Raw genomic sequence first — 14,761 nt, forward strand, 5'->3', positions numbered from 1 at the left:
GGTCAGGACACGCGGGGGCGTCGAACCCCCGCGTGTCCAGTAATGCATGGGTTTAGCGCAGGAGGCAAGGGCAATGATTCCGGGAGTTCGGGTTAGGATCTTGAAATGGATCGTGCGGTTGTTGATAACAGTGGTAGCCGTGATCGCGGTTGCGGCCGGCTACATCTACTGGGCATCAAGCGCAGTCCTAAACAAGGACTACAGCCACATTGCGAAGGGACAGCCGATTTATGCGCCGGGCGACAGTGCGGCCCTGGTGTGGGGGACGCACTTGGCGAAATCGATCGCGATGTGCGAGGAGTGTCACGGCGAAGGCATGACGGGGTTTACGTTAGTGGACGATCCGATGTTTGGCCGGCTCGCGACACCCAACGTGACGCGTGGCGGCAAAGGCAGCGAAGTCCCGGCGAGCTTTGATATTGCGGATTTTGAGCGCTTGATTCGGCACGGTGTCACACCGAAGAATAGGGGTGTGATCCTGATGCCGTCTTTTCACTACTGCTACATCTCGGACGAGGATATTGCCGCGTTGTGGACTTGGTACACTTCGTTGAAGCCGGTGGACAAAGAAGTTGAAGGGCCTCGTTACGGCCCGATTGCACGGATGCTGATCGCACAGGACAAGTTCACGAAGTTATCACCGGAAATGGTGAATCATACGGCGAAGCGTCCTGCGAAGCCCGTGGCGGGAGAGTCGTGGGAGTATGGTGAATACCTCGCGCACGTGGGCTGTACGGGCTGTCACGGCATGGACCTGTCGGGAGGTCCGATCGAGGGCGGGCCACCGGAATGGCCGTTGGCCGCGAATTTGACGCGCGGCGGCATTGGCGCGACGTACACGGAAGCGGATTTCTTTCGCGCGCTGCGCGAGGGCATCCGCCCGGGGGGCAAGCCGCTGTCGGCGGTGATGCCGTTCAAGCGCACGACGAACTTGACAGATTCGGAGATTCGCGCGTTGTGGCTTTACGTTCAGCACGTTCCGGCCAAGCCGGTGGGCAGCTTTGTATGGAAGGATGAGCAGCGGCCGTAGGCGGAGCAGGGACAGGATCACAAGAAGAGAGATATATTCGGAGCGCGGAGCAACTGCAATGCTACGAATCGCGACGATCGCAGGCTCACTGCGAATGGGGTCGTACAATCGGATGCTGATTGAATTGGCCGAGGGCTATCTCGAACAGACGGATGTTGAGATCGATCGGCTCGACTTGCGTGACTTTCCGCTTCCGGTGTATGACGGGGATATTGAGGAGAAGCACGGGCTGCCGCAGGCCGCGTGGACGCTGAAGGCGCGACTCGCGGCAGCCCATGGCGTGCTGATCGCCGCCCCCGAGTACAATCACGGCATGTCGGGCATGTTCAAGAACATGATCGACTGGACCAGCCGGGGCAATTCTAACCCGTGGGAAAGCAAGGTGATAAGTCTGATGGGCGCGACGGATGGGCCATGGGGCACGTTGCGCGCCATGCCGCAGTACCGGCAGACCTTTCTTTCCCTGGGAGCGCTACTCCATCCGCAATTTCTCAGCGTTCCATATGCGAACAAGGTCTGGCAGGCTGACGGGGAAATGGTCGATCAGACAGTGGCTCCCCGAGTCGAGAAACATGTTCGACGGTTTGTGGATTTGACCAGACGATTGAGAATCGCTTAGCTCTGGTCCCATAAGGAGTTAGTCGAAAGACCCGGTTCACAGACCGGGTCTTCTGCATTGATGAAATGCACCTGTGCGCAGCGCGTCGCATAAGTGGGCCACGAGAGTAGTCGCCCGAAATTTTCGTGCTTTCCCAGCAGCCCCTTGACATCGCGGTCTGTATTGCTTACCTTTTTGGTAAGATTCACGAAGCTGTACAACAATAAACAGGAGTAGTAGTCCGTGAAAAGATTCACTTGTATTACCTTGTTTGTGGTTACTCTGATGTTGGATGCCTCGTTCGCAAACGCGCCGCAGTACGTCAATTATCAGGGGACCCTTGCAAGCCCCGACGGCACGCCGCTCGATACGACGGTAGCTGTCACAGTCTCGATCTACAATTCCCCTTCCGGCGGTGGGCCGCTTTGGTCGTCGACCTTTGAAGCGGTGACGGTCACGGATGGACAGTTCACGGTCCTCTTGGGAAGTCAGGAGCCGCTGTTGGGCCTCTTTTTGGCGCCGACTCGGTGGCTCGGCGTGACCATCGGGAACAACACGGAGATGACCCCGCGGCAAGTGATGGTTTCGGTACCGTATGCCTACCGCGTCGGCTCGATTGATACAACGAGCGGCGGCACAGTGTTCGGGAACGTGACGGTTTCAGGCGGCAACCTGCAGGTCAGCGGCAAGCTGAACGTGGGAAGCGGCAACACAAACACAGGGAGTTTCGCCAATGTGTTGGGGCAGGACAATCTCTCGTCGGGTCTGAATGCGGTGGTGGGCGGTGGGCGCAATAGCAAGGCGCGAGGAAGCTATTCTGTGGTTGCGGGCGGCGGCGGGGCGGCGCCAGACGATTCCAACTCGGCCAGTGGTGATTATTCCGCCATTGGCGGCGGCGCGCGCAATTTTGCTTCCGGCGCGGGTTCCACCGTTCCCGGCGGTCTCAATAACACAGCGCAGGGGACCAATTCCTTCGCGTCCGGGCGCAGCGCGTATGCTTTCCACGACGGGTGCTTCGTCTGGGGCGATAACAACTCAGCCGTGGTTCAGTCCTATGATCTCAATATGTTTATGGCCCGGGCTACCGGGGGTTTTCACCTCTTCACCAACACCGCGCTGAATGCCGGCGCTCTTCTCCTGCCGGGCGGTGGAGCGTGGAGCACGTTCTCGGACAGCACAAAGAAGCGTAATGCGCGTGTTGTGGACACCAAGTCTATTTTGGAGAAGGTAAGGTCCCTGCCGATCAAGCAGTGGAGCTACAACTCTCAGAATCCATCCTTTGAACATGTTGGCCCGATGGCGCAGGATTTCTACGCGGCCTTCGGGCTGGGCGAGTGTGACACGCTGATTTCCACGATTGATCCGGATGGGATTGCGCTGGCGGCGATTCAGGAGCTGGCAAAGCGGTTGGAAGCAGTCGAAGCCGAGAACATGACCCTGCGTTCGCGGCTTCAAACTTTAGAGGCAAGTGACAAGCAGTCCTTGAACAAACCCACGGAGTAGATGGCCATGAAGCGGTTCGTACTCTCGGTTCTATTGCTGGCGACTCAAGCTTCTGCCATTCCGCTGCTGGTCAATTACCAGGGTCAGCTCACCAGCTCCGGCGGAACGCCGTTGGACACAACCGTGAGCATAGCCGTTCGCATGTACACGGGTGCGGTCGGCGGTGCGCAATTGTGGGCGGAGACACACTCCGCTGTGCCGGTCGCCGACGGTCAGTTCCAGGTTAGCCTGGGCGAACTCTCCAGCTTGACCGATGTCATTTTCAATCAGCCGCAAGTATGGCTCGGAGTGACCATCGGGAGCGACAGTGAACTGAGCCCGCGGACGCAACTGACATCTGTTGCCTATTCCTACTACACGGGAACGGTACACGCGGCAACCGGGGGAACGGTGACCGGTGATGTCACGATTCTCGGCAAAGGCAACATCGGGACCGGCAATGCCAATACCGGCAGCGGTGCGTTTGTCGCGGGCAGCAATAATTTCGCCACGGGCCAGAATTCGACGGTCGGCGGCGGAACGGGAAACATCGCGGAGAATTTGGCGGCCGTCGTAAGCGGCGGCGCTTCCAACTTCGCTCGCGGCGCATATTCCACGGTTGCAGGCGGCGGCGGAACGACGCTCGCGGATTCCAATCTGGCCTCCGGTGACTATTCGGTCGTCAGCGGCGGGGCGGGGAATGCCGCCGATGGTTTTGTTGCCACGATCGCCGGCGGGTCGCGAAACATTGCTTCGGGATCGCGCGCCGCCATCGGCGGCGGCCGCGTGAATCGCGCCCGCGGAGATTTCTCCGTCGTGGCGGGCGGCGGCGGAACGGCTCTCGCCGATTCCAATTCCGCGAATTTCCCCTACGGCACGATTGGCGGCGGACAGGGCAATCACATTCTCGCGGACTATGGCACGATCTCCGGCGGTCTGGGAAATGAAGTCGGCTGGAGTTCGGCGGTCGTTGGCGGAGAGCACAACGCGGCACAGGGAAATGCCGCCTTTATCGGCGGCGGTGTGAATAATTATGCGCGCGGCCCGTACTCGGTCATTTGCGGGGGAGGAAATGCCGTCGCCTCGGATTCCAATGCCATCGGCACCAACGGCTGGTACAGCTTTATCGGCGGGGGCCATCACAATACTGTCAGTAACCCCGAGGCGGTGGTCGTGGGGGGTGTCTTAAATCACGCCGAGGGCCACGCGTTTGTCGGGGGCGGGTATGGCAACGATGCGGCGGGCAATTACTCGGCGATCGGAGCCGGAGCTTCCAATACTGCATCCGGCGCCTACTCAACCATCGGCGCGGGCCGCGATAATGCAACCGACGATACAGCTTCGACGGTCGCCGGAGGACGATACTGTCGCGCGCGCGGCCGCTATTCATCAGTGCTTGGTGGCGGAGGTTATAATGCCGCTGACTCCAACTCCGCAACGGGCGATTGGTCCACGGTGCTCGGTGGGCGCGCGTCGCGGGCCACCGCGGACTATGCCATTGCTCTGGGCCGCAAGGCCGTCGCCATGCATACCGGCAGCATTGTCATCACCGACGGGAATGACATCGCGTTTAACTCAACCGCCGACAATCAGTGTATCATTCGGGCCAGCGGCGGAACCACGATCTACTCGGCCGCGTTGCCATTTTCCGGAGTATCCCTTGCCGCCGGAGGAAATGCATGGGTTGGCGTCTCCGACAGCACCAGAAAACGCGACATCCGTCTGACAGACACCAGATCCGTGCTCGCGAAGGTTTCATCACTTCCCGTTAAGGACTGGGAGTACAAATCCGAAGCTATAGGCGTCGAGCACATGGGTCCGATGGCGCAGGATTTTTGGAATGCGTTTCATCTGGGCAGTGATTCGCTCGGGATTGCCACGAATGACGCGGATGGGGTGTTGTTCGCGGCAGTGCGGGAGTTGGCACAAAGGAATGCTGAATTAAGCACGGCTGTGAGGCACCACGAGGCCAGGCTGCTGGAGCTCGAGGCAAGGTTGGACAAAATCGCGTCCGCGACGGCGGGTGGCTTGACAGACATAGCTACAGGCGTTACATTGGTGAACGGAAAGCGAGGACAGTAGAATGAAGCGCATATCACGGGTGCTGAACATTGGCTTAGTGCTTTGCCTGACAGCGGTTCCGCTGTCGGCGGTGGCCCAGCCGCAACAGAGCGAAAACTTCCGGATCACGAAGTCGGTCCTCGACGCGGGCGGGGGTGCCTCCTCCTCAGCAAATTTCCAGCTCCATAGCGCGTTCGGCCAACCCACCCCGATTGGGGTCCAGACCAGCGAGAACTTCATCCTCTACGCCGGGTACCTGACTCCGACTCTGGCACCCGGGGTTCTGAACCCGATTGACGACCTCGTGGTGGCGCGGGTAGTAGGACCGGCCAACGATGTCCGGCTCAACTGGGGGAGAATTCCCGCCGCAGCTCAGTACAAGGTCTATCGCTCCAACGACCCGAATTTCGTACCCGGCGGTGGCAATTTCCTCGTGGCGGCGACGGACACGTTCTACCTCGACCCGGGAGTCCTGTCCGGCCCGGAAGTCAAGTATTACTATATTGTAACGGCCACGGACGGGGCCGGGCTGCTGCTCACTCCGATCACGGCGCCCGCACGACCGGCGAGGGTGGCCTTGCAGCCGTCGCCGCTGGAGGCTGTTCCCGATGGGAGCACCACACCTGTCCCGAGTGTTCAGCCGTTGGATCCCAACCAGAAACCGTCGCCGGAGCCTAAGCGGCGGTCAGACATCCGATAACAGTCTTCCATAGCGCCGAAATGTGCGAAAGAGGCTGCTTCGGCGGCCTCTTTTGTTTTGGTGCGAAATGGCGGGCAAAGTGGGTCGGGGTTGGTTCTTGACATTAATCCTCAAAATCCCTATACTTGTGATTCACGGTCAGACACGAGTCGGGTGCAGTAAGGGCCTGGAAACGTGCGGTTTGCGCCCGTAGCTCAACTGGATAGAGCGTCTGGCTACGGACCAGAAGGTTTGGGGTTCGAATCCCTACGGGCGTACGAAGACAGATAGTCCCACTCCGCGGTAGTCCCCCAGCGAGGCGGGAGAGCAAGAGTTCAACCCCGCACGTGCGGGGTTTTGCATGGATCGAAACCGAACAAACTCCCACCAATTTCCCATTGGCTCGGATACGAGGTTGCTAATACAGTGAAGAAGCGGATTTGGGACGAGCAGTATTGGGTAAACGGTGTTCTCGCCAAAACCCAGATTCAGGCGCTTCAGGAAGCAGGTGAAATCAACACCGAGAGCGGGAGCTTATCGATTGGTGAGTCTTCGTTTGACCTGACCATCACCAATATGGCGTGGAAACTCAAACCGGGTCGCGGAACCATCAAGCCTTTCGGAGGAGTGTACCGGAATGTTCTGAATGACGTTTCCTTGTTCGAGAAGATGATCCCCGAAGAGGATAATTCATTTGCCTTGGAGGATGGGCATACTTACGTATTTGGGGTCAACGAGCGCCTTCTTGTCGGTGGCGGTCCATTCAACGGTCATGCAACAGCCAAGAGTTCCGTCGGAAGGGTGGACGTGATTGTTCGCTTGATCGTTGATGGAGAGGACGAGTACGACATCTATCACGCGGAGAATAGTCGACTCGGGCACAACGAAATGTTCATCGAAGTATCGCCAATTACGTTCTCAGTCCAGGTTCAGGTAGGCACTCCTTTGACCCAACTTCGGTTGTTTTATGGCCCCATCGAGGACGCAGAAATCGACAGCGCGTTCGTCAGATCACTTTGTATTGTCAGGGGTTGTGGGTCGGCATCCGACGGGATCTTACGCGTTGATCTCACTTCCGAGCATATTGGCGGTCTACCGGTTTGCGCATTCCAAGCCAACACCGACGAGGACCAACATCTTGATCCCATCAAGCTGTTCAAGTCCGCGAATTTACCCGATCCGTGCAACTACTGGCGTTTCTGGACGGCGGACCAAGCGCAACGCTTGACGGTCGTCAAGAACAGGTTCTATATATTGCGCTCAAAGGAGCTGCTTGCGGTACCTCCGGGAGTCGCTGTTTATTGCAGGGCGATGGATGAAGCATTGGGGGAAATGCGGATCCACTATGCCGGGTTTGTCCACCCGTACTTCGGATATGATCGTGAAGATCAGACAATCGGAACCCCGTTGATTTTCGAGCTTCGGGGACATGATCTCAATGTTACACTCCGCGACGGGGAAAAGCTAGCCAAGCTCGTGTTCTACCGTATGTCCACGGAATACGATCCGACCAAGGACGAGGACAGGCAAACCAGACCGAAGTCGGATGACTACACTAATCAGAGACTGAAGCTATCCAACTATTTCGCCAAGTTCCCAGATAGACTCGAACTATACGACCGTAACAGAGTTCGTGAGGCCCCTGCTCGTTCCACTGAATCGCGCCTAGAGAAGACAGATGCCTGACCTCCTTCACACTACAAGCAAACTGGGGATTGCCTGCGTTAACGGTCGGGACGTATTAGGCGAGAGCGACAAGTATATCCACCTGAAGCGCTTGATTGCCGATCACGATGACATGTATCCCGGTATCGATCGCTGGTTTGATCGCAAGGTCAAGCCGGGGCTACAAACCGGTGAGCGGATTGCCTTCATCGGGTATGACGCGGCAGTCCCAATCGTGTCATCCGTGGTGAAGATTGATGGCGATTCTAAGTTCTGCCACCTTCATATCGATGAGCGTTACCGTGAAATGCAATTGGGCGAAGTGTTCTTCTCGATGATGTCCCTCGCAGTGAGTAGAAGCGCAACCCGAGTCCACTTTACACTGCCGGAGGGACTGTGGTCAGAACAGAAGGAGTTCTTCAAGAGCTTCGGCTTCGCGACCGCCCGAAATGCGCATGTCAACTATCGTCCGGGTCAGGACGAACTCCTTTGTACCTCAAACTTCCAAGCCGTTTGGCAATCTGTCATCGCCAAGATCCCGAAGTTGATTGAGCGCTTTTCCACTGATGAGTCAACGTCAAATGGGCTGTTGATGAGCATCAAATCCGACCATGCAAACAAGATTCTGTACGGGAACAAGCGTGTTGAGATTAGGAAGAAGTTCAGCCGCGAGTGGATCGGGCGCACCATTGTAATCTACTCGAGCGACAAACAGCAGAAACTAGCAGGGCAAGTGAGGATTGCCAATGTGGTAAGCGGCACGCCCGAGTCAGTTTGGGAGCGATTCAATACGGAGATCGGTTGTTCGGCTGCGGAGTACTTCTCTTACGCGGGTAATCATCATCAGGTATTCGCCTTGTTACTCGATTCGGTGGTACCATACGAGCGCAGTTTGACACTTACAGAGGCCAGAAAGTACAGCTCGCAAAGAATTACACCGCCACAATCATATTGTCGACTGACCGAGAACAAAGGATGGGCTGAAATCGTCACCCTGAACGAGATACTTGCAGGTCAATTTACAGCGAAGATAGATGTCGGTTAACGCTGATAGTTGATTTTGAATCTCTTTGAAACATTCGGCCACCCCGATCACTCGCGCTGGATGGGTGAGGCGTTGCGCGAGGCGGCGTTGGCCGAAGCCAAGGACGAGGTGCCGATTGGCTGCGTGATTGTTCACAACGGGCTGGTGATCGGTCGCGGGCACAATCAGCTTGAGAGTCTGCAGGACCCGACGGCGCACGCCGAGATGATCGCGATCACCTCGGCGGCAGCAACCCTTGGTTCACGGCGATTGCTGGATTGCATTCTATACGTAACGCTGGAGCCGTGCGCGATGTGCGCCGGAGCGATTGTGCTGGCGCGGATTCCACTGGTTGTATATGGAGCGGCTGATCCGAAGGCTGGCGCCGTGGATACGCATTACACGCTGTTGCAGGATTCGCGTTTGAATCACACCTGTTCAGTGGTGCGGGGCGTGCGAGGGGAGGAATGCGGGGCGGTGCTATCGACGTACTTCCGGAGTTTGCGTGCGCGGAAGAAGAGTGGCGGACCGGAACAGGACACCTAATCTGGGGAGATTGCCATGAAACCACTGCTGATATTCCTGGTCTGGGCGATTGCGCTGGCGCTGGCCCCGAACGGTTACGCGCAGGACCCCGAATGCGCGAAGCTGGTCTCCCGGGTGCAGGCACAGTGCGATCGCTTCATGGCGGAAGTCTTCGACATGACGGTCGTGCAGACGCTGAGTTCGCTGGACACGGAGACCCAGCAGCGGGTGTTGCGCAAAGGCACTAAGTCCCGGGTGGAAACCATCGTCTCGTCGCACTCACAAGATCTCGGCACGATTTCGAAGGTTCCCGAGGCCCGCAACAGCGTGTGGATCTTCGACGGGACGGACGGCTGGATAATCGAGGGCGGGAAGGCGAAGACGAAGATTGCGTCCACGGACTTGAAGGCCTACACGACGACAAATAGCTGCTGGGGTTTTCACGCCTCGAGCGCGGAGGTCGATCAAGCGCACAAGATTCCCGACAAGAATTGTTGCATAGTGGGATTGCAGGACGGCGACACTCGCTATGAATTGTTTTTGTGCACGGAGCGGCTGATCATTCTTGAGGGCAGCACCACCGACAAGGCGGGGCGCAGCCTGCACTGGGTGCATTCGGATTTCCGTAAATTGGGCGGCGATTTTTCGTTTCCGTTCAAGACCGAAGTGTACATCGATCGCGAGTTGCAGTCCACCACAATCGTAAAATCAATTGAGGTCAATTCCGGTCTGACGGACGACCTGTTCGATGCCGATCACGAGGTACAGATGAAGAACGGGGTTCCCGATCAGCCGATTCAGGGCTCGCTGGAGCGGAATTGAAACCTGCGGAATTTCTACACAGCATGCTGGCCATGTCGTGCGGTTTGACGCGGGGCATAGCGCGGTTCGGCAGTTTCCTGGCCGCGGGGCTGATGCTCTTGAGCCGCCCGACCGGTGCCGCGGCGGCGGAGTTGCCTTCGGTACTGGTAGAGACGCAGAGCCGGTGTGAGCAGTTTCTCGCGTCGGCCAGGGACATGACGGTCGTTCAGGAGATGACGATGGCCGAGGCGGGCGACACCATTGTATCAGTGCAGACGATCTATCGCCGCGGTGCGGACAACCGGACGGACGTGCGGTTGCAGGGACCGGATGGCTTGCCGGCCGGGATGCCGACCACGGTTATCACGCGCGGCGGCAAGACCACGCTGTTAACGCCCATGGGGGCGGAGGAGCTGGGTCCCGAGGCGGCGGCGGAGTACGAACCGGAGCGTATCTGTTGGGACTTTACGAATCATGAGGCGACGATTATAGGCGAGGCAACCGTTGACGGTCATGAGTGCGACGTGGTGGAGATGGTCGAGGATGATCAGCGCTTCAGGCTGAACGTGGATCGGGCGCGCTTTCTGGTTTTGGGCGGCGAGCTGGTTTCCGCGGACGGTGAGCAGCTGCACTGGCGGTTTTCGGAATTCGCCCCGGCCTCCTATGATTTTGAGCTGCCACGCTTGATCGAGATGTACGCGGGGGACGTGCGGGTTTCGTTATTGCGCGTGACCGCTGTCGCGGTGAACTCTGGCTTATCCGACGCCATCTTTGACCCGGCGCAAGTGGAGATGCCCACCGCGGATGAACTGCTCCAGCAGATGATGGGCGGACAGGAGCAGAAGTGACCGGGGGGACGTTGGGTTTGGGTCGAGTGCAGCGGCCGCGCTCGAAGGCTGAGGCCAATGCGCCGGGGCATTAAGCGGCGCTCGCGGAAGGCCGGTCTGCCGCCGGGGACGCTGGTGCATATCGGCGAGCGGACGGGCGACCGGACGCGCGTGCGGGTACTGGCCTACGATGAGAATAGCTGCACGGACCGCGAGTTGGATTCGATCGCGGATGCGGCGGGGCTGCTGGGTCAGTCGCGCATGCTCTGGATGAACATCGACGCGGTGCATGACGTGGCGTTGATGGAGCAGGTCGGCAAGTTGTTTAACCTGCATCCGCTGGTGCTGGAGGATCTGGTCAACACCGATCAGCGTCCGAAAGTCGAGGATTACGGTGACTATGCCTTCGTGGTGTTGAAGCAGCTCAGCTATGATGACGCGGCCGGGGAAGTCGTCAGCGAGCAGGTCAGTCTGATACTGGGGCGGAATTTTGTGTTGTCGGTCGGGGAGCGCGAGGGGGATGTCTTCGATCAGGTGCGCGACCGTCTGCGCAACGCGAAGGGGCGGATTCGCGGGCAGAGTTCGGACTATCTGGTTTACCGTTTGCTCGACGCGGTGGTGGACCACTATTTTCTGGTACTGGAGAAACTGGGGGACCGGATTGAAGTGCTCGAGGATCGAGTGATCGGTGAAACCAGTGCGGAGATCTTGCGCGAGATCGACCGGATCAAGCGCGAGATGTTGTTTGTCCGCAGATCAGTCTGGCCGTTGCGGGAAGTGCTGACGGAACTCGAGCACGAGGAATACGAGTTGATCGACCCGCGGACGGAAATCTACTTCCGCGACGTGTACGATCATACGATTCAGGTCATCGACACGGTCGAGACGTATCGCGATCTGCTGGCGGGGATGATGGACCTATATCAGTCGAACGTGAATCTGCGGCTGAATACGGTGATGAAAGTGTTGACCGTCATTTCCACGATCTTCCTGCCGTTGACGTTTTTGGCGGGCGTGTGGGGGATGAACTTCGTGAACATGCCGGAGCTGTATCAAGCAAATGGCTACTTTGTCGCTCTGGGGTTTATGGCGGTGCTGGCTGTCAGCATGGTCTGGTTTTTCAAGCACAAGGGTTGGATGTAATCGGATGAAACGGATACCAAAGCGGAGCACGATGTTGACGAAGCGTCTTGTACTTGCCCTATTCGCGGCCCTGATGGCCGGGCTGACGATTGACGCCGCTGCGATGGACATGGCGACTTTGATTGCGCAGGCCGAGGCCCAGCGGGAAGCGAACCGCGAACTGATTCAGGATCTGACGGTGACACGCCAGAATACCATGAATACGCCGCGGGGTCCGCAGCAGATGACGGTGGTGACCGTGACGATGGGCGAAAAGATGCTCACGACCACGACCATGCCGGTGCCCCCGAAGCCCGGGGTCCCCGCGGGGCTGACCTCGATGACAAACATCACGCTGTTTGACGGGACGGACCATTGGGCGATTAATTCCGCGGGCCGGCAGAAGTTGCCGAATGCGGACGGGCGCCAGGCAGACGGCGATCGAACATTGGACTTCCTCTCCGGCGCGACGTTGGCGGGTGAAGAGACCGTGGACGGTCACGATTGCTGGGTGGTCATTCCGAGCACGGAACTCAAGAAGACGAAGTTTACGAAGGTCTGGCTGGCGAAGCACGATCTGACGTTGGTCCGCGGCGAAGGGGAAGAGAAGGGCCACACGATGCGGATGGCGAACAGCGATTTTCGCACGGTGGTCGGGCAGTATCAGATCGCCCATCACACGGAGCTGTTCCGGGGCGACGTTTCCGCGGGGACGATGGTTGTCAAGGATGTGAAGGTGAATCAAGGCTTGACGGATGCCGATTTTGTGGCTGACAATATCCCACTTCCCGAAGGGCCGAGCCTGAAGGAGATGCAGGAGATGATGCAGCGGACCGCGCCCCAACAGCCGCCGAAATGATGGCAGCCTGCGGACCTTCGTCGCGGGTCGGCCTCGAGCACCATCGTCTCGCACACGCTTTTGCACGATGAGTGCGACACTGCTCTGCAAGCAGTTTGATTTCAATCAGCTGCTGATTACGCGGGGGATCGCAGACCTCTCGAATTCCGACAGTTTGCGGGGCCCACAGCCGGCGGGGAACTGCATCAATTGGGTGCTGGGGCATATTCTGCTGACACGGTCGCAACTCGAGCTGATGCTCGGTGCTCAACCCTTGTTGTCGGGACCACGCTGGGAGTGTTATGAATCCGGGCAAGACGATCTCGACCGACAATGTGCGATCGGCTTGGAAGAGCTCGAGCAAGTAACCGCCGAGTCGCTCTCGCACATGCAGGATGTGATCCGGGCAAGCGAACCGCGGATGGGCGAAGCAATTGGAACGCGCGGGCGAAACATCGCGGAGACGATCGGCACGTTTGTCAGTCACGAGGCGTACCATGCCGGTCAAATTCACCTGATCCGGCGCACCATCGGGAAAGCGGGTGTATTTAAGTAAGCGGACGTTGATGGCTGTCCTGATCGCCGTGCTGGCGGATGGGCTGCCGGTGTTTGGAATCGAGCAGTCCGCCGTATTGGATTCGATTCGCGTGCGCAAAGCACGTCTTGATGCTTCCGTGCGGAGTCTGGAAATCAGCCGCGAGTTGGTGGTCGAAACGGCCGCTACCGCAGCGGCTGCCAACACGATACAGACCCTCTATTTGCAGGGGCCGAGCGCGCGACTTGAATCCGCGCGAGCGGGAGAGAAGTACGCGTTCGCCGTCGTGATCCATCACGCCGGCCGTACCACGGAAGTGCTGCCACCGGCAAAGCAGCGGCGCGGGAACCGCAAGGACTTTGAGTTGCAGCGCGTGCGGTGGGATTGGTGGTCGGTCATGTCGGACAGTTCGACGATTATCGGTCTTGATGTGGTTGACGGAGTGAGCTGTTGGCAGGTCAGTTGCGGCGACCGGAAGCCGTGGAAGTCCGTCCGCTACTGGCTTGATCAACGCACTCTGGACTGTCTCAAAGGGGAGTGCAGCGACGGCAAGGGGGGGCGATTGCGCTGGAAGCACGGCGACTTCCGGGAGCTTGTCACGGGAGTGGCCATTCCCTACCTGACACAAACGTATGCCGGTGGCTCGCTCACATCATCGGCGCGCATACGAAGTCTCGAGCGGAATCCGGAGTTCAAACCGGAGTTATTCGATGTTGAAAAGGTGAAATTGCGGTCACAGCGGCAGTCACGGGAACGTCGGCGGTCTTCCGAGTAGTGGAATTGGTGAGGTGGCAGAGTGGTCGAATGCGGCGGTCTCGAAAGCCGTTGTACTCCTTGTGGGTACCGTGGGTTCGAATCCCACCCTCACCGCAGCGCGGCAGGTCGCGAACGGACACGGTCTGCGGCCCGCGGTGCAACCGCGCGGGCATGTCGAATGACGAAGGTTCTCCCATACTTCAAGGGACGGCAAACAGGACAACCCAATAGCACTTTCTCCGGGGGCGAAGATTCCGGAGCGCGAGATCACCGTGATCTTGTCGGCGGCGATCTCAGCTCGGCTGCGAATCCTCGATCGCAGGCCTTGACACCAACCCAGACGGTCGGTCAACGACAACTGACTCCGGTTGGACCTTAGCAAGGAGGAGGTACCATGACCACGGGATTGACATCCGAACAGAAAGCGCAGTTGCTGCAGCGGCTGGCTGACGAAATGTTCTCTCGGGGCAACATGGGGATTGCCGACGAGATTACGACGGAGGACATGATCTACGAGAGTCCGACGGTGTACTGCAGCGGACGCGAGGAGTGCAAGCGGTACATCGCGACGTTGCGAACAGTGTGGTCTGGTCTGATCGTGGATGTCCGCGATGTCCGCGTGGAGGGCAACGAGGTTTCGGCCGGAATGACGTTCAGCGGCTTGCACGTGCGGGACTTCCTGGGCGTGCCGGCAAGTAACAAGCCGTTTGCGGTGAGCGGGAACGTGGTCGCGGAGTTGAACGGCAATCGGATCTGTCGTGTGGATGTCACCTACTTGATCAACGATTTTTTCCGGCAAGTTGACGGCGACTGATCTC

At 58.5% G+C, this 14,761-nt stretch carries 15 protein-coding genes and 2 tRNA genes; all 17 read left to right on the forward strand.

Annotation, left to right across the window (positions count from 1 at the left end; all coding sequences use genetic code 11):
* Positions 1-100: 100 nt before the first annotated feature.
* Complete coding sequence (locus tag HZB60_10610) at positions 101-1,030, forward strand: c-type cytochrome (GenBank protein MBI5060218.1); 930 nt, start codon at positions 101-103, stop codon at positions 1,028-1,030.
* A 58-nt stretch (positions 1,031-1,088) separates the two neighbouring features.
* Positions 1,089-1,649 carry an NAD(P)H-dependent oxidoreductase gene (locus HZB60_10615; GenBank protein ID MBI5060219.1) on the forward strand — a complete coding sequence of 187 codons (561 nt, stop codon included), beginning with the start codon at positions 1,089-1,091 and terminating at the stop codon, positions 1,647-1,649.
* Between the two features lie 222 nt (positions 1,650-1,871).
* On the forward strand, positions 1,872-3,131 hold the full coding sequence (locus tag HZB60_10620) for a tail fiber domain-containing protein (GenBank protein ID MBI5060220.1): 1,260 nt from the start codon (positions 1,872-1,874) through the stop codon (positions 3,129-3,131).
* A gap of 6 nt (positions 3,132-3,137) precedes the next feature.
* Positions 3,138-5,192 carry a tail fiber domain-containing protein gene (locus HZB60_10625; GenBank protein ID MBI5060221.1) on the forward strand — a complete coding sequence of 685 codons (2,055 nt, stop codon included), beginning with the start codon at positions 3,138-3,140 and terminating at the stop codon, positions 5,190-5,192.
* 1 nt (position 5,193) lies between these two features.
* Positions 5,194-5,871 carry a hypothetical protein gene (locus HZB60_10630; protein MBI5060222.1) on the forward strand — a complete coding sequence of 226 codons (678 nt, stop codon included), beginning with the start codon at positions 5,194-5,196 and terminating at the stop codon, positions 5,869-5,871.
* Positions 5,872-6,054: 183 nt separating this feature from the next.
* Positions 6,055-6,128 (forward strand) — tRNA-Arg (locus tag HZB60_10635).
* A 148-nt stretch (positions 6,129-6,276) separates the two neighbouring features.
* Positions 6,277-7,536, forward strand: a complete 1,260-nt coding sequence (locus HZB60_10640; protein ID MBI5060223.1) for a 2'-deoxycytidine 5'-triphosphate deaminase — start codon at positions 6,277-6,279, stop codon at positions 7,534-7,536.
* Positions 7,529-8,560: an ASCH domain-containing protein gene (locus HZB60_10645; protein ID MBI5060224.1), complete on the forward strand. Its 1,032-nt coding sequence runs from the start codon at positions 7,529-7,531 to the stop codon at positions 8,558-8,560. Before HZB60_10640 ends, HZB60_10645 begins: the two co-directional genes overlap by 8 nt.
* Positions 8,561-8,620: 60 nt before the next feature.
* Entirely contained in the window at positions 8,621-9,085 is a 465-nt protein-coding gene (locus tag HZB60_10650; GenBank protein ID MBI5060225.1) for a nucleoside deaminase, read from the forward strand.
* Positions 9,086-9,100: 15 nt separating this feature from the next.
* Positions 9,101-9,886 (forward strand): hypothetical protein, encoded by a 786-nt coding sequence (locus HZB60_10655; protein ID MBI5060226.1) that lies wholly within the window; start codon positions 9,101-9,103, stop codon positions 9,884-9,886.
* Positions 9,883-10,713, forward strand: coding sequence for a hypothetical protein (locus tag HZB60_10660; protein MBI5060227.1), 831 nt, complete (start codon positions 9,883-9,885; stop codon positions 10,711-10,713). The genes HZB60_10655 and HZB60_10660 overlap by 4 nt, the downstream gene beginning before the upstream one ends.
* Positions 10,714-10,770: 57 nt before the next feature.
* Positions 10,771-11,835, forward strand: a complete 1,065-nt coding sequence (gene corA, locus HZB60_10665; protein MBI5060228.1) for a magnesium/cobalt transporter CorA — start codon at positions 10,771-10,773, stop codon at positions 11,833-11,835.
* A gap of 4 nt (positions 11,836-11,839) precedes the next feature.
* Positions 11,840-12,673: a hypothetical protein gene (locus tag HZB60_10670; protein ID MBI5060229.1), complete on the forward strand. Its 834-nt coding sequence runs from the start codon at positions 11,840-11,842 to the stop codon at positions 12,671-12,673.
* Positions 12,674-12,740: 67 nt separating this feature from the next.
* A complete protein-coding gene (locus HZB60_10675; protein MBI5060230.1) occupies positions 12,741-13,208 on the forward strand; it encodes a DinB family protein in 468 nt (155 codons plus the stop codon).
* 10 nt (positions 13,209-13,218) lie between these two features.
* The gene (locus HZB60_10680) at positions 13,219-13,962 is read left to right on the forward strand and encodes a hypothetical protein (GenBank protein ID MBI5060231.1); all 744 of its coding nucleotides are present in this window, start codon (positions 13,219-13,221) and stop codon (positions 13,960-13,962) included.
* A 7-nt stretch (positions 13,963-13,969) separates the two neighbouring features.
* Positions 13,970-14,057: transfer RNA gene (locus tag HZB60_10685), tRNA-Ser, on the forward strand.
* A gap of 280 nt (positions 14,058-14,337) precedes the next feature.
* The gene (locus HZB60_10690; protein MBI5060232.1) at positions 14,338-14,757 is read left to right on the forward strand and encodes an ester cyclase; all 420 of its coding nucleotides are present in this window, start codon (positions 14,338-14,340) and stop codon (positions 14,755-14,757) included.
* Positions 14,758-14,761: the final 4 nt, after the last annotated feature.

The organism is candidate division KSB1 bacterium (assembly GCA_016214895.1).
Lineage (GTDB): Bacteria > Electryoneota > RPQS01 > RPQS01 > RPQS01 > JACRMR01.